Source organism: Streptomyces sp. NPDC015661, from assembly GCF_043077765.1.
Classification (GTDB): domain Bacteria; phylum Actinomycetota; class Actinomycetes; order Streptomycetales; family Streptomycetaceae; genus Streptomyces.
The window spans coordinates 117,827-137,415 of sequence record NZ_JBIBST010000018.1 but is presented as its reverse complement, the minus strand read 5'-3'; the positions used below and the strand labels follow the sequence as shown (position 1 = coordinate 137,415).

Genomic DNA, 19,589 nt, shown 5'->3' with positions numbered 1-19,589 from the left:
TCCTCGTCCACCGCCGCCGCGAACGGAACGATCTTCGCCTCCGCGAGGGCACGCACCGACTCCCGGAGCATGTCGTGCTCCTCGGAAGGCCGGTACAGGTCGAAGTCCTTAGCCATGATGTGGAGCTCCCCTAGACGCTTGTGGCACTGAGTACCCTCAGCAAAACACACTCAGTGCCATGACGCCAGAGCGCCCCGACGCTGTTCTGCGTCGGGGCGCTCAAGGAACCGTTCGGTCGGTTTTCTTAACTCCGCGTTTCCGTCACATTCATCTCGTCCTGCCGGCGCCTGCGCTCGTCGTACTCGGCGCCGAGCTTCCGGGCCCGCTCCTCGGTGATCTCCAGCTGGGTCAGCAGGACCGGCGTGCATATGGTCGGCAGGACGTGCTGGAGCAGTACCAGGACCCGGTGCGTCAGGTCATTGCGATCGCACAGGATCTGGGACATGGTCTGGATTCCCGCGTACGCGCCCGAGAAGAGTTCGGCCGTGTCCGTCACGTTCACGTGGGAGAGGAGCTCCCCGCGCGCCTTCGCGACCGTCAGGCCCTCCGCCACCTGGTCGATCCAGGCCTGGAACGGTGCGGCCCGGTCGACACCGGTGGCGCCGCTGTCCAGGGCCAGGGCGACACTCGCGCGCACGAGCGCGTCGCGCTGCAGGCGGTGGGCGAGGAGGAAGCCCTGATCCACCAGCTCCTGGAGTTTGATGCGCTGCGGAGTGAGCGGCACGTCGAGCATCTGGGCGTCGAGCACGCCGAGGGCAAGATCTTCCTTGGAAGCAAAGTGGAAATACAGGGCGCCCTTGGTGACCCCGGCGCGCACCAGGATCTCCCCGATGGTCGTCCGCTCGTAGCCGCGCTCCGCGAAGACGGCGGCCGCCGATTCCAGGATCGTCTGCCGCGTTCGGATCGCACGCGCTTGCTGCGCCAAAGCGCCTCCTGCTGTATCGCTGTCTGTGCTCGACGTGTGACGTGAAGCATTGAAAAGAAAACCGCGCTGTACGTACTCTACGACCGGGCGGGTATGCCGCCCAGGGGTATGGGGAAACGAGGGGGATCCATGGACGAGGACCGCCGAGGAGCGACGGCACAGGTCCCCGGGGAATTCGTTCACCGGGCGGATCCCGCGGATATCTTCCCCACGGGCTGGACGCAGCTGCGGGAGAACCGATTCTCCGTCTCTGCCCGATGGCCTGCCGCACATCCCTTCTTCTCTCCGGTGGCAGGGGACCGGCACGACCCCATACTGGTGGCCGAGACGATACGCCAGGCCACCATGCTCGTCGCTCATGCCGAACTGGGGGTACCCGTCGACGATCAGTTCGTCATGTGGGACCTCCATTTCACCGCCGATCCCGAGGCGCTCGCCGTCAACGGCCTCCCGTCGGACGTCACCGTCGACATCGTCTTCTCCGGTCTCGAGGGCCGTCGGGGCAGGCTCCGGAACCTGCCCACCACCGTGCGGCTCACCCGGGGCAGCCGACCGCTCGCCACCGGTGGCGGCCTGGCCGGCTACACCTCGGCCCTCGCCTACCGCCGGCTGCGGGGCGAGCGGATGGCCGCACTCGGCCGACCGGTCCCGCTGATCCCCGGGGTGCCCCCGCACCTGGTCGGCCGGCAGCGGCCGCAGGACGTCGTTCTGGGACCGGGCGCCTGGGCGGGCCAGTGGCAGCTGCGGATCGACACCGGTCACGCCATCCTCTTCCGGCGCCAGAACGACCACGTGCCCGGGATGACGCTCATCGAGGCCGCCCGGCAGGCCGCGACGATGGCCGTCGGCGGCGGCGCCTTCCTGCCCACCGGCGTGGACATCTCCTTCGACCGCTACGCCGAACTCGACAGCCCGTGCTGGATAGAGGCCGAGGTCCTGGCCGGCTCCGACCCCTCGACGACGGCCGTCCGGGTCACCGGCCGGCAGGAGGGCCTGCCGGTCTTCACGTGTACGCTCACTTCTCCGTCCCCGGAACCGGCGGTGGCCGGAGTCGGCCTCGACAGCCGGCTGGCGAGCTGAACCGGATCGGATCGATGGAGCCTCGCACACTGATCACCGGCGCGACCGGATTCATCGGCGGACGGCTGGCGGCGACGGCGGTGGCGGAGCTCCCGCACGTGCGACTGCTCACCCGCCGCCCGCTCACGCCGCCGGCCACCGGAGCCGGGGACCGGTGGGGACCGTCGGCCGAGACCGTCACCGGTGACCTCCGCGACCCCGACTCGCTGCGCCGCGCCTGCGAGGGCGTCGACGTGCTCATCCACTGCGCCTCGGCGATCGGCACGGACGAGGACACGGCCCGCTCGGTCAACGACGAGGGCACCCGGGCCCTGGTCGACGCGGCCGTACGCGCCGGGGTGACCCGGATCGTCTCCCTGAGCACCGCCTCCGTCCACGGCCGCGGCCCCTTCCGCGCGGCGGCCCCCGGCACCCTGCCGCTCGCCCCGGGCTCGGTGACGAGCCGCACCCGGGCGGCGGGGGAGCAGTACGTCCTGGACGCGGGCGGCACCGTCCTGCGGCCCCACCTCGTGTACGGGACGGGCGACCGGCAGCTGATGCCGGGCATCGTCCGGCTGCTCGCCGCCCTGCCGGGCCCGCTCGACGGGGGCTCCTCGCTGCACTCCATGGTCGACGTGGACACCCTGGCGCGGGTCCTGCTCGACGCGGCGCTCGCACCGCAACCGGCTCCGGGCGCCCACTTCGTCAACCACCCGGAGCCGGTTCCGGTGGCGGACGTGCTCGCGTCCGGCGAGGCCCTCCTCGCCGGACGGGCGGGCCCGGCCCGAGGACCGGCGGTGGGCGTCGCCGAGGCCCGCGCGCTGCTCGCCGACGTCCCCTTCGCGCAGCACCACCTGGCGATGCTCGCCGACGACCACTGGTTCGACGACGACCGGCCCTGGCGGGAGTGGGGCACCGACCCGGGGCCGGGCTTCGCCGCGACGATCGCGGACCACCTGCCGTGGTACCGGGGCCTCCTCGGCCGCTCCTGACCAAGAACCACCTCTGAACAGAAGGAAGCCCGCATGTCCGCGCTGGACGGAAGGACCGCGATCGTCACCGGGGCGAGCCGCGGCATCGGAAGAGGCATCGCCGAGCGGCTGGCCGCGGACGGTGCCCTGGTGGCCGTGCACTTCGGCAGCAACGAGGCGGCCGCCCGGGAGACGGTGGAGATCATCGAGGAGGCGGGCGGCCGGGCCTTCGCCTTCCGTGCGGACCTCGCGGAGCCCGACGCCGTGGACACGTTCTACGCCGCCCTGGAGGCGGGTCTCGCGGAGCAGGGCGCCGGCCCCGAGTTCGACATCCTCGTCAACAACGCGGCGGGGAGCGGCTCGGGCCGGATCCACCAGCTGACCTCCGAGGTCTTCGACCGGCTCTTCGCGGTCAACGTCAAGGCCCCGCTCTTCCTCGTCCAGCGGGGCCTCGACCGGCTGCGCGACGGAGGCCGGATCGTCAACATCTCCTCGTTGGTGACGAAGAACGCCTTCCCCGACTCCGTCACGTACGCGATGACCAAGGGGGCCGTCGACACGATGACCCTGGCCCTCGCCAAGGAGCTGGGGCCCCGGGGGATCACCGTCAACGCCGTGGCGCCGGGCTTCGTGGCGACGGACATGAACGCACGACGGCGTACGACGCCGGAGGCGACCGCCGCCCTCGCGGCCCTCTCGGTCTTCAACCGGCTGGGGACGCCGGCCGACATCGCGGACGTCGTCGGTTTCCTGGTCTCCGACGACGCGCGCTGGATCACGGGTCAGTACGTGGACGCGTCGGGCGGCAGCGCGCTCTGACTCCCCGCCGGATCGAGTCCGGCGAGCGTCTCGGGGCCCGCCAGCATCGGCAGCAAGGTGCGCCACAGGCCCGTGACGGTCTTGGGGGAGAGCCATTCGCCGTTGTCCCGCCACAGGGCCTGCAGGCCGATCGTTGCCGCCACGATCGTGCGGGCGAGGTCCTGTCGGCGCCCGAGGCCCGGGGCGAGCAGGCCCTCGTCGGCCGCTTCCGCGAGGCGCTGCTGGACGCAGCTCTGCCACTCCTGGCGCAGATTGAGCTCCGTACGGGAGTCGTCGGAGCAGCTGAGCCGGAAACCGGCGCGGACGACGATGTCCTCACGGAGCAGCCGGGCCAGGGCGTGGGAGGTGTCGGTGAGGTTCTGCAGGGCGTTCGACCGGTGTCCGTACACGATCCGGGCGGTCCGGCGCAGGGCGGTGCAGGCCTCGTGCTCCACGGCGTCGGCGACCGCCGCCTTGTTCTCGAAGTGGAAGTGGAGTGCGCCGGGGCTCACGCCCGCTCCCGCGCTGATCGCGGACAGCGTGGCCAGGGTGTAGCCGTGCCGGTCGAACTCCCCGGCCGCCGACCTGATCAGCGCGTCGCGGGTGCGGACGGACCGCTCCTGCTTTGTCACCCCTGCCCCCCGCCCGACACCCAAAACCGACTGATCGGTATTGTACGAGGCCCCGCCGGTCGCCAGGGTGATTCGGCGCGTAAACCCTCCCTTCGGGGGTTCGTCGCTCGTCAGCACCCGTCCGCGCGCCGCGGGTGGGTCAGGACCACCACCGCGCCCGCGAGCAGCACCACGTTCTTGACGACGAACTCGCCCACCAGCGTGAGCAGCAGCGGATTGGAGTGGGCGAAGGCGACCGAGGGCGTCAGGAAGAGGACCGCGAAGGTGCCGCAGAGGTGGGCGGCGAGCACCGGGAGCGCGGCGGCCCGGGCCCGGCCCGACACCAGCCAGAGGCCGAGTGCCACCTCCGCCCAGCCGAGCGCGGGCACGAACCAGCCGCCGGCGGGGAACGGGAGGACGGCGACGACGAGCGCGGCCGCCGGGCTCAGCCCGATGACCTTGAGCACCCCGAACCAGACGAACACCCCGCCGAGACCGGCCCGGAGCATCCCCAGGCCGTAGTGGTGCAGCCGTGGCGCGAGCCGGTCGAAGGCGCCGGCGGGCGGCGCTGGGGCGGAGGCCGTGACGGAGGCCGGGGCGGGAGCTGTCAGTTCGGGGGAAACGGTCATGCGCGGGCATCTCCAACACGAGTCGACGCGGGGCCGGGCGGAGCCGGACGGGGCGGATCGAGGCCGGACGGGGCGGAGCCGGACGGTGGACCGCTCGGATCACGCCGAAATCGCGGCCGGAGGGGCGGACGCCGTGGGCTCACGCTAACGGCCCCCCGAGGACCCCCGCGACGCCCATCGCTTCCTTGCATGCCCGCGATGGAAGAAGTCGATCGGCCGTTGCCGGGCGCGATCAATTCTCGCCAGCCTGAGGACTGTTCGAGTTTGCGTGCGATGCAGACGCAGACCCAGCCCCAGACCGTCCGCTCCCGGCACCCCGCGAAGGAATCCACGGTGACCCACCGACCCGCCGCCCCCGCCCGCACCCCGCTCACCCGCCGCCGGGTGCTCACCACCTCCGCCGCCGCGGCCGGTGCGCTCGCCCTGTCCGGCACCGCCGCCCGGGCCGTCCCCACCAGCTTCGAGGCGGAGACCCGCACCGGCCGCCGCGCCCCCGGCGCCGTGACCGACCCCAGCGTCGTCGTCCGCTGGAACCAGGCCGCGATGGACGCGATCCTCGGCCGCTACCACGCCGCGGGCAACCGCTTCGGGCCCGCCACCGTGAACGCCCGCGCCCTCGCGATCGTCCACAACGCCATCTACGACGCCTGGGCCTGCTACGACCGCCACGCCGTCGGCACCCGCTTCGGCGGCTCCCTGCGCCGCCCCCGCGCCGAGCGCACCCTCGACAACAAGAACGAGGCCATCAGCTACGCGGCCCACCTCGCCCTGCTCGACCTGTACCCCGAGTACAAGGTCGCCATCGACTCCATGCTGCGCAGCCTCGGCGGCGACCCCGAGCTCACCGAGCCCCGCCCGTACAGCCCCGCCTGGATCGGTCTGCGCACCGCCCGGGCCGTCCTCGAGTACCGGCACGCAGACGGCGCCAACCAGCTCGGCACCCCCGCGTACACCGACACCACCGGCTACCAGCCGCGCAACTCCCCGCAGACCGCGGGGGCCCTCGACCCGGCCACGATCACCGACCCGGCGCACTGGACCCCGCTGATCGTGAACGGCCGGACGCAGAAGTACCTCACCCCGCAGTTCGCCGTGATGCAGCCCTTCGCGCTGAGCCGCCCCGACCAGTTCACGGTCCCCGCCCCGCCCGCCTACCCCTCCGTCCGCATGACCGCCGCCATCGAGGAACTCCTCGACATCAGCGCCGACCTGACGGACGAGCACAAGGCGATAGCCGAGTTCTGGCTCAACGACGACGTCACCCCGCCCGGCGCGCAGCAGATGTGGGGACGGTACGTCTCCGCCCGCGACGGCCACGGCGTCGACGAGGACGCCCGGCTCTTCTTCGGTCTCAACATGGCCGAGTGCGACGCCGCCATCGGCTCCTGGGCGGTCAAGCGCTCGTACGACTTCGCCCGCCCGTCCACCCTCGTCCCGTACGACCGGCGCGGGCAGCAGATCCGTGCCTGGGGCGGCCCCGGGCAGGGCACCGTCACCATGGACGGCGTGAACTGGCAGGCGTACGTGGCCGTTCCGCCGTTCCCGGCCACCGTCTCCGGACACAGCACCTTCTCCGGCGCCGCCGCCGAGTTCCTCCGCCGCTTCACCGGCTCCGACTCCTTCGGCGACTCGTACCGCTTCAAGGCCGGCGCCTCCACCGTCGAGCCGGGCCTCACCCCGCGCACCGACGTCGTCCTGCACTGGCCCACCTTCAGCGAGGCCGCCCACCAGGCCGGCATCTCCCGCGTGTACGGCGGCATGCACTGGAGCTTCGACAACGAGCCCGGCATCGAGATGGGCCACCGCATCGGCAAGGTCGTCCACCGCCAGGCCGAGCGCTACTTCACCGGCTCCCACCGCTGACCAGCCCCCGCCGCCCGAGGAGTACACCGTGAGCAATCAGACCCAGAACCCCGCGGGCGCGCCGGCCCCGCCCGCCCCGAGCCGCTGGGCGGGCGGCGCCCCGCCCTTCCCCGGCCCCCGGCCCGCCGCCCTCGGCGCCCTCGCCACCGTCGTGTCGCTGCTGATCCTGGTGGCGCTCGGCGAGGCCACCGGCCACCTCCTGATGATCGCCCCGCTCGCCGCCACCGCGATGATCATCTGCAGCACCCCCGCCCTGCCCCCGGCCCAGCCCCGGGGCGTCCTCCTCGGCCAGATCGGCTCCGGCGCCCTCGGCCTCCTCGCCGTCGCCGTCCTCGGCCGCTCCCTCTGGGTGGCCGCCGTCGCCGCCGGACTCAGCGTCGCCCTGATGCTGCTGCTGCGGGCCGTCCACGCGCCCGCCGCCGCCACCGCCGTCCTCGCCGTCCTCCAGGACCCCGCGCCCCTGCGCTTCCTCGTCCTGCTCGCCGTCGGCAGCGCCCTGCTCGTCCTCGTGGGCGTGCTCGCCTCCCGGCTCGGCGTCATCGGCAAGTACCCGACGTACTGGTGGTGACACCCCGTACCCCGTCCGCCCACACCCCAACGGAGCGCCCGTGAACCGAGACAGACTGCTCGTCAGCTGCGAGCAGCTCATGGCACAGCTGCGGAACCCCGCGACCCGGGACGAGCACACGGTCCTCGTCGAGATCACCGACGGCGGCAGCGACCTCGGCCGGATCCCCGGCTCCGTCCGCCTGGACTGGACCGGCGACCTCCAGGACCCGGTACGCCGGGACGTCATCGGCCCCGAGGCCTTCGCCGCGCTCCTCGGCCGGCACGGCATCACCGACGGGCACACCGTCGTCTTCCTCAGCGGCAACAACAACTGGTGGGCCGCCGCCGCGTACTGGCAGTTCAGGCTGTACGGCCACCGGGAGCTCCGGCTCCTCGACGGCGGCCGGCTCCGCTGGGAGGCCCTCGGCGGCCCCCTCACCCGGGACGTCCCGGAGCGTGAGCCCGCCACCTATCCCGTGCCGGCCGCCGACGAGACCGTCCGCGCCCGCCGCGAGGACATGCTCGACCACATCGGCCGCCACCAACTCCTCGACGTGCGCTCCCTGGAGGAGTACCTCGGGCAGAGCAACACCCCGCCCGGTGTGCCCGAGGACCTCGGCGTGCGCTGCGGCCACGCCCTCTCCGCCGAACACATCCCCTGGCACAGTGCCGTCCACCCCGACGGCACCTTCCGCGACGACGAGGAACTGGCCCGCGCCTACGCGGCCGTCCGCACCGACGCCCCCACCGTCCTGTACTGCCGGGTCGGCTGGCGCTCCGCCCACAGCTGGTTCGTCCTGAGCGAGCTCCTCGGCCTCCCCGACATCCGCAACTACGACGGCGCCTGGCGCGAGTTCGGCTCCCTCATCGGCGCCCCCATCGTCAACGGACCCCGCCCCTGGGGCCCCGACCCCATCCCGTCCATCGTCGCCCAGCGCGCCCCGGAGGTCCCCGCCCGTGCCTGACGTCACCGTCTTCCGCGACGTGCTCCGCAACGGCTTCGACCAGACCGAGCTGCCCTGGGTGCCCTGGACCGAACCCGGCCGCGCCGGCGTCGAGTACGTCGTCCTCTGGGGCCCCGACCCCGCCGCGGACGAGGACTCCGCCTCCCTCCTGCTGCGCTTCCCGCCCGGCGCGCACGGCGACTTCCACGAGCACCTCGGCCACGAACTGATGCTGGTCCTCGACGGCACCCTCGACCACAGCGACGGGCGCCGCTTCCACCGCGGCGACCTCGTCGTCGAGGAGCCCGGCACCCGCCACCAGATGTCCAGCGCCGAGGGCTGCACCGTCCTCGCCGTCCGCGCCCGCCCCGCCGCCGCCCGCACCCCGGAGGCCGGCGAGATCACCACCGGCGTCGGCGCCGGCGCCTGACCCGCCCCGAGGCCGCCGGACCCTTCCGCACGGGCCCGGCGGCCGCTCCGTACCCGCACCCCGCTCGCCCACGCTCCCGGAGAGAGACGCCATGACACCGCCCGCACGGCCTCAGTCCACGCGCAGTCCCGAACCCTCCCGCCGGGTCCTGCTCACCACCGGTTCCTCCGACGCCCACACCTGGAACCTGGTCCACCTCCAGCTATTCCTCGAGGAGCACGGGCACTCCGTGCTCAACCTGGGCCCCTGCGTCCCCGAGCAGCTGCTCGTCGACACCGCCCGGATGACCCACCCCGACCTCGTCGTCCTCTCCTCCGTCAACGGCCACGGACACCAGGACGGGCTGCGCGCCGCCCGCGCCCTGCGCGCCGACCACCGCACCCGCACCGTCCCGATGGTCATCGGCGGACTCCTCGGCATCTCCCCGGAGGGCGCCGCCACCCGCACCGCCGAACTACTCGACGCCGGATACGACGAGGTGTACGAGGACGGCACCCCGCCCACGGCGCTCCTGCGCCAGCTCGCCGGCCTCGGCGGCGCGTGTACCGGGCGGGCCGCGGCGTGACCACCACCGCACCGCCCCCGCACCGGCCCGCCCCCGGCGACCTCGGTGCCTTCGTCCGGGCCTCGGCCGACGCCGGCGAACTGGTCGTCCAGCCCCGCATGGGCATGGCCGCCCCGGAGGAGATGGCCCGCGGGGTCGCCGCCGTCGCCGCCCTGCCGGAGCGGACCGTCGCCACCCTCACCATCGACAGCTACACCCGCGTCGGCGACCACGCCGCCGCCACCGCCGCCCTCCGCGCCGGACGGCCCCTCAACGGCTTCCCGCTGGTCAGCCACGGCCCGAGGACCGGCGCACGCGTCGCCGCCTCGGCCGGACGCGGCACCCCCGTCCAGGTCCGGCACGGTTCCGCCGATCCCATGGCCATCTTCCGCACCATGGCCGCCGCCGGGCTCACCGCCTCCGAGGGCGGCCCCGTCTCGTACTGCCTTCCCTACGGCCGCACCCCGCTCGCCGAATCCGTCGCCGCCTGGCGCGACTCCGTCCAGTACCTGACGGAGCGGAGCCGCGCGCACGGCCGCCGGGCCCACCTCGAATCCTTCGGCGGCTGCCTCCTGGGCCAGCTGTGCCCGCCCTCGCTGCTCGTCGCCGTCTCGGTCCTCGAATGCCTCTTCTTCGTCGCCAACGGCGCGACCAGCGTCTCCCTCAGCTACGCCCAGCAGACCCACCCCGCCCAGGACGCGGGCGCCCTCACCGCGCTCCGCAGGCTCGCCGACGAGTTCCTGCCGCCGCACGTCGACCGCCACATCGTGCTCTACACGTACATGGGCGTGTACCCGAGGACCGTTCCCGGCGCCCGGCTGCTGCTGCGCCGCAGCGCCGAACTCGCCGTACGCGGCGGGGCACAGCGCCTCATCGTGAAGACCGAGACCGAGGCGCACCGCATCCCCACCGTCCAGGAGAACCTGACCGCCCTGCGGATCGCCGCCGACGCCGCCCGCGCCGCGCACACCGCCCCGTATCCCACGGGCGCCGACGCCGAGGAGACGCTCGCCGAGGCCCGCACCCTGGTCACCACCGTCCTCGCGCTCTCCGACGACCTCGGCGTCGCCCTCCTGAAGGCCTTCGACCGGGGCCTCCTCGACGTGCCGTTCTGCCTGCACCCGGACAACCGGGGCGCCGTCCGGTCCACCGTCGCACCCGACGGGCGCCTGCACTGGACCGACCTGGGCGCGCTGCCGCTGCTCACCACCAGCAGGAGGACCACCCCGATGACCTCGCGCCAGCTCTCCGGCATGCTCGGCCGCGTCGCCCGCGAGCACGACCGGGCGGCCGCCACCGACCCCACCCCTGATCCGGCGCCCCGCGCCGCGCCGCCGTCGCCCGCCGCACCTCTGCGGGTCGCGTTCGCCGGCATGGGCCCGCGCGGCCTCTCCGTACTGGAGCGGCTCGCCGCCCGCTGCGCGGAGGAGCCGCCCGAGCGGCCCGTGGAGGTCTTCGCGGTCGATCCGTACGAGGCGGGGGCCGGGCGGATCTGGCGTACGGACCAGTCGCCCCGGTTCCTCATGAACACCCCGGCCCAGGAGGTCACCATGTTCTCCGGGCCCGCCGACGAGGGACCCCACCGGCCCGGCGCGGGACCCACGCTCGGCGAGTGGTGGGCGGCGGACGACCCGGCGGGCGCCGAGCCCGGGGGCTACGCTCCTCGCGCCGTCTACGGCCGCTATCTGACGTACGTCATGGCGCGGATCGAGGAGACCCTGCCGCCCGGGCTCACCGTCCACCGGGTCCCGGCCCGGGTGATCTGCGCGGACCGGGTGCGGGAAGGGGACGGGACCGAGGCCGCTCCGCACCGGCTGCGGCTGGACCGCGGCGACGTCCTCACCGTCGACCGGCTCGTCCTCGCCACCGGGCACCCCCTCACCGAACCCGACGCGGAGCAGCGGGAGTGGCAGCGGTTCGCCCGCGCGCACAGCAGCCCCGCCCGGCCCGTCCGGTACGTGGGAGGAGGCTCCGCGAGCGAGATGCCGCTCGCCGAGATCCCCGCCGGAGCGAGCGTCGGCATCCTCGGCATGGGGCTCACCTTCTACGACATCCTCGCCGAGCTCACCCTCGGGCGCGGCGGCGCCTTCGTCGAGGGCGAGGAGGGCCTCCTCTACCTGCCCAGCGGCAAGGAGCCCCGGATCCTGGCCGGTTCACGCGGGGGAGTGCCGCTGCTCACCCGGGGCGCCAACCAGAAGGGCCCCGCACACCGCTACCGGGCCCGGCTCTTCACCCCCGGGCGGATGGCCGAGCTCAGAGCGGCCGGGGCGCCGCTCGACTTCGAGCGGACCGTGCTGCCGTGGCTCCTCGCCGAGGTGAACCTGGTCCTGCTCGCCACCCGGATCCGCCGGGCCCACGGCCCGGAGGCGGCACGGGAGTTCACCGAGCGGGGCGTGGCCGTCCTCGCCGACCGCGACGATCCGCGCCCGCGGCTCCTGGAGCGGCTCGCCGCCGGCTACGGCCACCGGGTCGACCCGAAGCCGCTCACCGGGCTCGACGCGCTCGCCCGCCCGTTCGCCGGCCGGCGCTTCGGGTCCTCCGCCGAATACCACAAGGTGCTCACCGAGTGGCTCCGCGCCGACCTGGCCGAGGCCCGCCGCGGGAACGCCGACGGTCCCCTCAAGGCCGCGGCCGACGTGCTGCGGGACGTCCGCCAGACGATCCGCACCGTGGTCGACTTCGGCGGGCTCACCCCCGACTCGCACCGCTGGTTCCTCACCGAGTTCGGCCCCGTCGCCGCGATGGTCTCGACCGGGCCGCCGCAGCTGCGCTCGGAGCAGTTCCTCGCCCTGCTCGCCGCCGGGGTCCTCGAACCGGTCGGACCCGGCGCCCGCTTCGAGGCCGACCCCGTCGAGGGCCGGTTCGCGGTGGAGTCCGCTCAGGTCGAGAACTCCTGGGTGGCCCTCGACGTCCTCGTCGACGCCCGGGTGCCGGGCACCGACCTCGCGGCCGACCGGGACCCGCTGATCCGGGGCCTGATGGTCGACGGCGAGATCCGTACCTTCACCAACGCGGCGGAAGGGGCGGGGGAGTTCGCGACGGGCGGTCTCGACTGCACCGACTCGCCGTTCCACCCGGTCCGGGCGGACGGCTCGGTGGACACCAGCACGCACGTGCTCGGCATCCCCAGCGAGCACACCCGCTGGTTCACCCAGGTCGGCAGCGGCCGGCCGGGCCCCTGGGGCTCCTTCACCCGGGACGCGGACGCGATCGCACAGGCCTTGCTGGGAGGCGCCGGATGAGAGCCCACGAGGAGTACCGGGCCGCCCGTGACCTGCTGCTCCGGCTGCGCGGCGACCGCGAGGCGGCCGTCGCCGCCTTCCGGTGGCCGCGTGCCGAGCACTTCAACTGGGCGCTCGACTGGTTCGACGTGATCGCCGAGGGCAACGAACGGCCCGCTCTGGAGCTCCTCGGCCACCCAGGACCGGACGGCGCCGTCCCCGTCGTCGACCGGGTCTCCTTCGCCGAACTCTCCGCCCGCTCCGACGCGTTGGCGACCGCCCTGCGCGAGCTCGGGGTCGCCCGGGGCGACCGCGTCCTCGTCCTGCTCGGCACCAGGACCGAACTCTGGGAGACCCTGCTCGGCTGTATCAAGCTCGGCGCGGTCGTCGTCCCCGCCTACCAGGACCTGACCCGGGACGAGGCGGCCGACCGGATCACCCGCGGCCGCATCCGGCACGTGGTCTGCGCCCCCGAACTCGTATCCCTGCTCGACGAGTTGCCGGTACCGGGACTCCGTCTCGCGGCGGGCGCCGACGGGGCCGGTGCGGGATCGGGGACGTCACCCGGAGCCGACGGGGCCGGTGCGGGACCGGGGACGTCACCCGGTGCGGACCGGGCCGGCTGGTCCCCCTACCCCGACACGCGCGGCCCCGGCCGACGGTCCTTCGTCCCGGACGGGCCCACCCGCGCCGGCGACCCGTCCTTCTGCTACTTCACCTCGGGGACGACCTCCCTGCCGAAACTCGTCGAGCACAGCCACGCCGGATACGGCGTCGGACACCTCTCCAGCCTGTACTGGAGCGGGCTGCGCCCCGGCGACCGGCACCTCAATCTCTCCGCGCCCGGCTGGGCCAAGCACTCCTGGTCCAGCCTCTTCGTGCCCTGGGCGGCGGAGGCGACCGTCCTCGCGCCCCCGGACGGCGGCCTCCCGCCGGCCGCCCTGCCCCGGGTCCTCGCCGAGCACGCCGTCACCAGCTTCTGCGCACCGCCGAGCGCCTGGCGGGCGATGCTCCCGCACGTCACCGGGGCCCCCGGCGCGCCCCGGCTGCGCGAGGCGACGGCCGCGGGGGAGCCCCTGACCGCCGAGACCGTGGAGCGGATCGAGGCCGCGTGGGGCGTACGGGTACGCGACGGGTACGGGCAGACCGAGGCGACCGCCCTCATCGGCCGCGCCCCCGGCGGCACCGAACCGCTCGCCCCGCTCGGGCACCCGCTCCCCGGCTACCGGATCGTGCTGCGGGACCCGGAGACGGGGGAGCCGGGCGAGGCCGGGGAGGTCTGCGTGGACCTGACGGACCGTCCGTCCGGCCTGATGCGCGGCTACGCCGACCTGCCGGAGCGCACGGCGGAGGCCTTCGCCGGCGGCCTGTACCGCACGGGCGACCGGGGCGAGCGGTGCGCGGACGGGTCCATCCGGCTCCTCGGCCGGCTGGACGAGGTCTTCAAGTCCCACGGCCACCGGGTCTCCCCGATGGAGATCGAGGCGGTCCTGCGCACCCACCCGGAGGTCGCCGACGCGGCGGTGATCCCCTGCCCGGACCCGGACGGCGGCCTCGCCCCGTACGCGGTGGTGGAACTGCGGACGGCGCCGGCCCCCGAAGGGTTCTCCGCCGCCCTGCTGGCCCTGGCCGCCGACCGGCTCGCCCCGGTCTTCGTCCCGCGCGGCGTCGACGTCGTGCCGTCCCTGCCCCGCACCCGATCGGGAAAGATCCGCCGCGGTGAGCTCTCCCCGCGCGGCTGATCACGGGTCCTGGAGGGGTGTCTAGCGGACGCCGTCCCTGATCACCCTGCGTGTCACGGCCGCCCGGAGAGGGGCGAGTTCGCCGTCGACCCGGCGGGTGCGCTCCGCGTCGGCCGTTACCGCCGCCGGGCTCGCGGGCCCGGCGAGCAGGGCCGCGCGGCGCAGATGGGTCGGGGGGTGGGTCGCGTCGACGGCGTGCCCCCGGATCGCACCGGCGCGCCGCCGGCGGGCGTACTCGGACTCGGGTATGGACGCCACATGGGCGGCGACCGTCTCCCAGAGGCGCTCCGGCCGCTCCTCCCCGGCGCGGTCGGCGCCGGAACGGGGGCCCGTCGTCCGGGTGGCGGCCTGGTTGACCTCGCGCCGCAGGACGGTGTCCGCCGCGGAGCCCACGAGGAGCCGGTCCAGCAGGCCGACGGCCGCCTCGGTGGAGGCGGTCCGGGCGGCCGCCGCGTCGGCGAGGTACTCGGCGCGCTGGGTGGCGCGCAGGGTGAGCTGGTCGAGCAGCAGGATCAGGCCGTGGATCAGCGTGCGGGGGACCAGGTAGAACAGGTTGACCGCCATCTCCACGAGGGTGGGGTTCGCTGTCGGGGCCGTGTAGTAGGCCCACAGGGACAACGACCGGTAGGCGGACGCGAGGACGCGTCCGTGGCGGACGTCGCCGTGGGAGTAGTGGCCGAGTTCGTGGCCGAGCAGCGCGATCCGCTCCTGCGGGGTGAGCGACTCCCACAGGGGCAGGCCCAGCGTCAGGAGCCGCCTTCCGCGAATGCCGTACGTGGTCACGCTCGCGTTCACGTCGGCGTCGACGGCGATCGTGTCCACGCTCCGGGTCCCGACGGTCGCGGCGACCTGGTCGACGAGCGCGTACAGCTCGGGGGCGTCGGACCGGTGGAGGAGGTCGGCGCCCTCGGGGAGCTTGCGCCACCGGGGCCGCAGGGACCAGGCGATCAGCAGCAGGAGCACACCGACGACCTTCACGCCGGGTCCCGGTACCGCCGCGGTCAGCCAGACGCCGGCCACGAGGAGCGCCGCGGTGAGTCCGTGGACGGCGAGCGCGAGACCGTACGCGAGGAGGGCGGAGGCGTCGCGGCGGGGGCGCGGCTCCTCGCCGGCCTCGGTCATCTCGGTGAGGAGGCGCTCGCCGTGCCGGCGGGCCAGGGCGCGCCGCCCCTCCTCGATGCGGCCCTTCGGCGGCTCCGGCGGGTGCGGGTCGACGTTCCAGTCGCAGGCGGCGCACCAGCGGACGAACCGCTCGTCGACCGGGACGTCGGCCCCGCACTCGGGGCACTGCTCGACGGACTGCTGCGTGGCGGGCGGCTGCTCGCCGGACTGCTGCTGGGCGGACGGCCCCGTTGTGGTGCGCACGGGTGCGCTCCCCCCTGTTCCCTCCGCCGGACGCGGCGGATGTGTTCACGACAGGGCGGAGTGCATCACGCGGGGGCGCTCGCCGTAAAGAGGAAAAGTGCGCGACGGCGCGGGAAGCCGCAGGTCGGTGCGGGGCCGGGTCTCGGTGCCGGCCCCGCCCGGGTCTCGGTGCCGGCCCCGGGCGGGGGCCTCGGCCCGGGTCTCGGCCCTGCCCGCCCGGGCCGATGCGGGAGCCCCTCAGGTCCTCGCCGGTTCCCGGTCCGCCGCGCGGAGCAGGACCTCCGCCACGCCCCTGGCCCGTACCGCCGCCTCCGGTGTGCCCTCGCGCACGGCGGTGACGATCGCGCCGTCGCCCAGGAGGGCGAGCTGCCGGGCCAGGGCCTCGTGGTCGCGGTAGCCGCCCTCGGTGAGCAGCCGGTCGAGGACCGCGATGACCTTCTCCTTGTGCTCGGCGGCCACGTGGTGCGCCGGGCTGTCGGGGTCGGCCGTCTCGACCATCGTGTTGATGAAGGCGCAGCCGCGGAACTCGGCGGCGGAGAACCGCTCCGCGAGGCCGTCGAAGAGCGCGAGCGGCAGCTCCTCGGGGGTGCGCCCGCTGGCGGCGATCCGGCCGTCGAGCCAGGCGCGCCACATGCCGTCGCGGCGCCGCAGGACCTCGACGACGACGTCGTCCTTGCTGGGGAAGTGGCGGTAGAAGGAGGCGCGGCCGACTCCGGACTCGGACAGGATCCGTTCGATCCCGACGGCCCGGATCCCCTCTTCGTAGAACAGACGCTCCGCCGCGCTGAGGAGCCGCTCTTTCGCGTTCGTGGCCATACCAGACGGTACCACTCGGTGCCGTATCGGTGATCCTGATCCGAACTCCGGAGCGCGGCCTTCCCGTTGCGCCAGACGGAACCGATCGGTACCGTCCTGATGGTACCGACCAGTTCCGTCTTGGCCCGGCTCAAGGAGAGCACCATGTCCCGCCTTCCCCAACTGACCGTCGAGACCGCCGACGAGGAGCAGCGCGAGCTGCTCGAAGGCACCCTCAAGCAGCTCGGCAAGCTCCCCAACCTGTACGCCTCCCTCGCCAACGGGCCCGCCGCGCTCCGCGGTTACCTCGCCATGCGCGAGGCCCTCGTCGGCGGCAGCTTCAGCGCCCGGCAGCGCGAGCAGCTCGCGCTCTACATCGCGCAGCGCAACGACTGCACCTACTGCGTCTCCGCGCACACCCTCCGCGGCGGCAAGGTCGGCCTGAGCGAGCGGGAACTGCTCGACACCCGCCGCGGCGGCGACGCCGGCGACCCGCACATGGACCAGGTCCTCCGCCTCACCGGCGCCGTCATGGCGACCGGCGGCCGCGTCACCGACGAGGCCCTCGCCGACGCCCGCGCCGCCGGCGTGACCGACGCCGAGATCGCGGAGATCGTCGGCCACGTCGCGCTCAACGTCCTGTCGAACTTCTTCAATCACGTTGCGCAGCCGGACTTGGACTTTCCGTTGGTCCCGGCCCACCTCGCCGAGTAGAGTCTTCGCGGCCGAGCAGGGGTGCCGGGCGCGAGGACGCGACCGGCACCCCTGCGGCTTGTACGGCCGAGCGACTGGGGCGATCGAAGCGGGTGGTCGACCAACCACCTGGTGCGAGGACACTGCCGCCCGCGCGGCAGGGGGGAATTCACGTGGACATCGACGCAAGAACCCTTCGGACCTTCCGCGAGGTGACCCTCACCGGGTCGTTCACCCAGGCGGCGCGACGCCTCGGGTACTCGCAGTCCAGCGTCACGGCACAGATGCGTGCCCTGGAGAGGCAGGTGGGCGAGCCGGTCTTCGAGCGGCTCCCCAACGGCGTCCGGCTCACCCACACCGGAACCGTCCTGCGTGACTACGCGCGCCAGATCCTCACCCTCGTCGGCGAGATGGAGACCGCCCTGCGCCGCCCCGCGGCCAACCCGCCGCGCCTCACCGTCGGCATCGTCCCCGCCCTCGCGTACGGGCAGCAGCTGGCCAGGGTCACCCACGTCGGGCGGCGCCTCCTCGCCGGCGTCCAGCTCGCCCTGCGCATCATGGGAACGGCCGAGGTCCACGACGCCTTCCGGGCCGGCACCATCGACGGCGCCCTCGTCCTCACCGTCGTCGACGCCGACGACCCGGCCGACCTGTTAGCCGAGCAGCAGTACACCGACCGCTCCGACGACCTCACCGAAGTACGGCTCCAGGAAGTGGAGTTCGTCCCCGTCACCGGCGTCGGCCGGCGCCCCGGCGGCCATGGACGGCAGGTCGTGATCGCCGACCCCGACTGCCCCTCCCAGCGCTGGCTCCCCGAATTCCTCCGCCTCCGCTGCGACACCCCGCCCGAGATCCACGAGCTCGGCTCCATGGCGGGCGTCCGCGCCGCCACCCAGTCGGGCCTCGGCTGCGCCATGCTCCCCACGGCACTCGCCGCCGACCACGAGGAGGCGGGCGGCCTGCGCCCCCTTCCCGGCGTGCCCCGGATGCGCTGGAACGCCTCCCTGATCCTCGGCCGTCACGACACCCGGCCCGCCGTCGACCGGCAGAACCTGACGGAGACCCTCCGCCAGGCCACCGCCCTCGGCCGCGCCTTCCACCCGGCCGCCGTGCCCGTGGCCGACGCCCTCGCGACGGATGCGCTCGGAGATGACGTCCTCGGGGGCAACGCTCTCAGAAGCGATGCCCTCGACCCGGATCCGCGCATCGCCTCCTGACCGGTGCCACGGCGCACCCCCGGCTCCCCCCGGCCCACCCCCGACCGGGCCCGCAACGGGAGCGCGGCGCGCCGTGGCACCTTCCACCCCCTAGTACTCCGGCAGCCCCAGGGGCACCCGGCCCGTGGCCCGCCCGTGTTCGTCGAGGAGCCAGCTCATGCGCTTCGGGGAGTGCAGGGCCACCGTCCGGTCCCGTACCTCCAGGGCCGGGAACCGCTCCGCGAGCAGCGCCTCGAAGGGGTCCACCGCGTCGAGCCCGTGCAGCCACACCAGGACGAGCAGGTTGTACGGGCCGCTCACCGACACGCACATGCGGACCTGCTCCAGACGCGCCAGCGCGTTCCCGGTCCGCTCCAGCAGGGCGTGCGGTACCGACGTGCGGTAGACCACCATCGTCGAGAGCCCCGCCATCGGGTGCGCCAGATCGCAGCGGAGCGAGATGTCCCCGTCGCGCATCATCCGCTGGAGCCGTCGCCGCGCCGTGTGCTCGCTCATGCCCGTGCGCGCGCCCAGCTCCGCGTACCCGAGCCGCCCGTCGGCGCCGAGCGCGGTCAGCAGCGCCTGATCCTGCGGCGCGGGCCGGTCGTGGAGGTGCGTGCTGTACGTCCGGGGCCGCGCGGTGGGGCCCGGCGCGCCGAGGCCGGCCCGCTCCGCCGGGTTCATCGCCCGCATCCGCCAGTCCCGCCCCTCCCCGTACAGCGTGATGCCGAGCCGGGTGCGGGTGGAGCGGACCCCGCGCAGAGCGCCGATCCCGCCGTGCACCGCGCGCCCGAGGGACGGCAGGCCGGGGGCGGCGACGGAGAGGAACAGGTCGAAGTCCCCGGCCGTCTCGTCGACGCTGAACACCCACGGCATCGCCGTCACCGCCGCGCTCACCCGCTCGAAGGCGCGCGGCCGGCACCGCACCTCCACATAGGCGACCGTGGCGGTCTTCGCCGCGTCGTACGCCGTGACCCAGGCGAGCCCCTCGGCGCGGAGCCGTTCGAAGCGGCGGGCCGCCGTCGTCGCGTCCACCCCGAGCGCCCGGCCGATCCGGGTCCAGGGTGCGCGGGGAGCGGCCTGCAGGGCGTCGACCAGCGCGAGATCCAGTTCCGAGAAGCCCACGGGAGAGCCCCCGGCGCGGGAAACCGGCGCGGAGGGTCCCTCGCCGACGGTTTCCGGCAAATCCGGGGGGTGCTCGCTCACGGACCGGATCGTAGGGGCACTTCCGGCCGACCACCAGTTTCGGCCACA

General features: G+C 74.2%; 18 protein-coding genes. 12 read left to right on the top strand and 6 right to left on the bottom strand.

The window, feature by feature from the left end; genetic code table 11:
- Positions 1–244: 244 nt before the first annotated feature.
- Positions 245–925: a ScbR family autoregulator-binding transcription factor gene (locus tag ACF07V_RS35810; protein ID WP_392159904.1), complete on the bottom strand. Its 681-nt coding sequence runs from the start codon at positions 923–925 to the stop codon at positions 245–247.
- A gap of 93 nt (positions 926–1,018) precedes the next feature.
- Between ACF07V_RS35810 and ACF07V_RS35805 the strand changes: the two genes are divergently transcribed.
- The 3 genes from ACF07V_RS35805 to ACF07V_RS35795 are packed head-to-tail and all read left to right on the top strand — an operon-like array spanning position 1,019 to position 3,774.
- On the top strand, positions 1,019–2,005 hold the full coding sequence (locus ACF07V_RS35805) for a ScbA/BarX family gamma-butyrolactone biosynthesis protein (protein ID WP_392159902.1): 987 nt from the start codon (positions 1,019–1,021) through the stop codon (positions 2,003–2,005).
- 14 nt (positions 2,006–2,019) lie between these two features.
- Complete coding sequence (locus ACF07V_RS35800; RefSeq protein WP_392159900.1) at positions 2,020–2,976, top strand: NAD-dependent epimerase/dehydratase family protein; 957 nt, start codon at positions 2,020–2,022, stop codon at positions 2,974–2,976.
- 33 nt (positions 2,977–3,009) lie between these two features.
- Entirely contained in the window at positions 3,010–3,774 is a 765-nt protein-coding gene (locus ACF07V_RS35795) for an SDR family oxidoreductase (protein ID WP_392159898.1), read from the top strand.
- On the opposite strand, the gene ACF07V_RS35790 is transcribed toward ACF07V_RS35795, so the two are convergent.
- Both ACF07V_RS35790 and ACF07V_RS35785 read right to left on the bottom strand, forming a co-directional pair.
- Positions 3,738–4,385: a ScbR family autoregulator-binding transcription factor gene (locus ACF07V_RS35790; RefSeq protein WP_392159896.1), complete on the bottom strand. Its 648-nt coding sequence runs from the start codon at positions 4,383–4,385 to the stop codon at positions 3,738–3,740. The genes ACF07V_RS35795 and ACF07V_RS35790 overlap by 37 nt on opposite strands.
- 110 nt (positions 4,386–4,495) lie before the next feature.
- Positions 4,496–4,993, bottom strand: a complete 498-nt coding sequence (locus ACF07V_RS35785; protein WP_392159894.1) for a hypothetical protein — start codon at positions 4,991–4,993, stop codon at positions 4,496–4,498.
- A 273-nt stretch (positions 4,994–5,266) separates the two neighbouring features.
- On the opposite strand from ACF07V_RS35785, the gene ACF07V_RS35780 reads away from it, so the two are divergent.
- From ACF07V_RS35780 to ACF07V_RS35750, 7 genes are all read left to right on the top strand, one after another.
- Positions 5,267–6,856 carry a vanadium-dependent haloperoxidase gene (locus ACF07V_RS35780; protein ID WP_392159892.1) on the top strand — a complete coding sequence of 530 codons (1,590 nt, stop codon included), beginning with the start codon at positions 5,267–5,269 and terminating at the stop codon, positions 6,854–6,856.
- Positions 6,857–6,884: 28 nt separating this feature from the next.
- A complete protein-coding gene (locus ACF07V_RS35775; protein ID WP_392159890.1) occupies positions 6,885–7,424 on the top strand; it encodes an HPP family protein in 540 nt (179 codons plus the stop codon).
- A gap of 40 nt (positions 7,425–7,464) precedes the next feature.
- Positions 7,465–8,370: a sulfurtransferase gene (locus tag ACF07V_RS35770; RefSeq protein WP_392159888.1), complete on the top strand. Its 906-nt coding sequence runs from the start codon at positions 7,465–7,467 to the stop codon at positions 8,368–8,370.
- Positions 8,363–8,779, top strand: coding sequence for a cupin domain-containing protein (locus tag ACF07V_RS35765; protein WP_392159886.1), 417 nt, complete (start codon positions 8,363–8,365; stop codon positions 8,777–8,779). The genes ACF07V_RS35770 and ACF07V_RS35765 overlap by 8 nt, the downstream gene beginning before the upstream one ends.
- Before the next feature lie 91 nt (positions 8,780–8,870).
- Complete coding sequence (locus ACF07V_RS35760; protein WP_392159884.1) at positions 8,871–9,344, top strand: cobalamin B12-binding domain-containing protein; 474 nt, start codon at positions 8,871–8,873, stop codon at positions 9,342–9,344.
- Positions 9,341–12,565, top strand: a complete 3,225-nt coding sequence (locus ACF07V_RS35755) for an FAD/NAD(P)-binding protein (protein ID WP_392159882.1) — start codon at positions 9,341–9,343, stop codon at positions 12,563–12,565. The genes ACF07V_RS35760 and ACF07V_RS35755 overlap by 4 nt, the downstream gene beginning before the upstream one ends.
- Entirely contained in the window at positions 12,562–14,286 is a 1,725-nt protein-coding gene (locus ACF07V_RS35750) for an acyl-CoA synthetase (RefSeq protein WP_392159880.1), read from the top strand. The genes ACF07V_RS35755 and ACF07V_RS35750 overlap by 4 nt, the downstream gene beginning before the upstream one ends.
- Positions 14,287–14,307: 21 nt before the next feature.
- Here ACF07V_RS35750 and ACF07V_RS35745 read toward each other — a convergent pair whose 3' ends face one another.
- Together ACF07V_RS35745 and ACF07V_RS35740 are read right to left on the bottom strand one after the other, a co-directional pair.
- The gene (locus ACF07V_RS35745; protein ID WP_392159878.1) at positions 14,308–15,651 is read right to left on the bottom strand and encodes a M48 family metallopeptidase; all 1,344 of its coding nucleotides are present in this window, start codon (positions 15,649–15,651) and stop codon (positions 14,308–14,310) included.
- A gap of 237 nt (positions 15,652–15,888) precedes the next feature.
- Positions 15,889–16,467 carry a TetR/AcrR family transcriptional regulator gene (locus tag ACF07V_RS35740; protein WP_392159877.1) on the bottom strand — a complete coding sequence of 193 codons (579 nt, stop codon included), beginning with the start codon at positions 16,465–16,467 and terminating at the stop codon, positions 15,889–15,891.
- Positions 16,468–16,611: 144 nt separating this feature from the next.
- On the opposite strand from ACF07V_RS35740, the gene ACF07V_RS35735 reads away from it, so the two are divergent.
- Positions 16,612–17,160, top strand: coding sequence for a carboxymuconolactone decarboxylase family protein (locus ACF07V_RS35735; RefSeq protein WP_392159875.1), 549 nt, complete (start codon positions 16,612–16,614; stop codon positions 17,158–17,160).
- Positions 17,161–17,312: 152 nt separating this feature from the next.
- On the top strand, positions 17,313–18,356 hold the full coding sequence (locus ACF07V_RS35730; protein WP_392159873.1) for a LysR family transcriptional regulator: 1,044 nt from the start codon (positions 17,313–17,315) through the stop codon (positions 18,354–18,356).
- Positions 18,357–18,446: 90 nt separating this feature from the next.
- Here the strand turns inward: ACF07V_RS35730 and ACF07V_RS35725 are convergent, their stop codons facing one another.
- Positions 18,447–19,541: an Lrp/AsnC family transcriptional regulator gene (locus ACF07V_RS35725; RefSeq protein ID WP_392159871.1), complete on the bottom strand. Its 1,095-nt coding sequence runs from the start codon at positions 19,539–19,541 to the stop codon at positions 18,447–18,449.
- Positions 19,542–19,589: the final 48 nt, after the last annotated feature.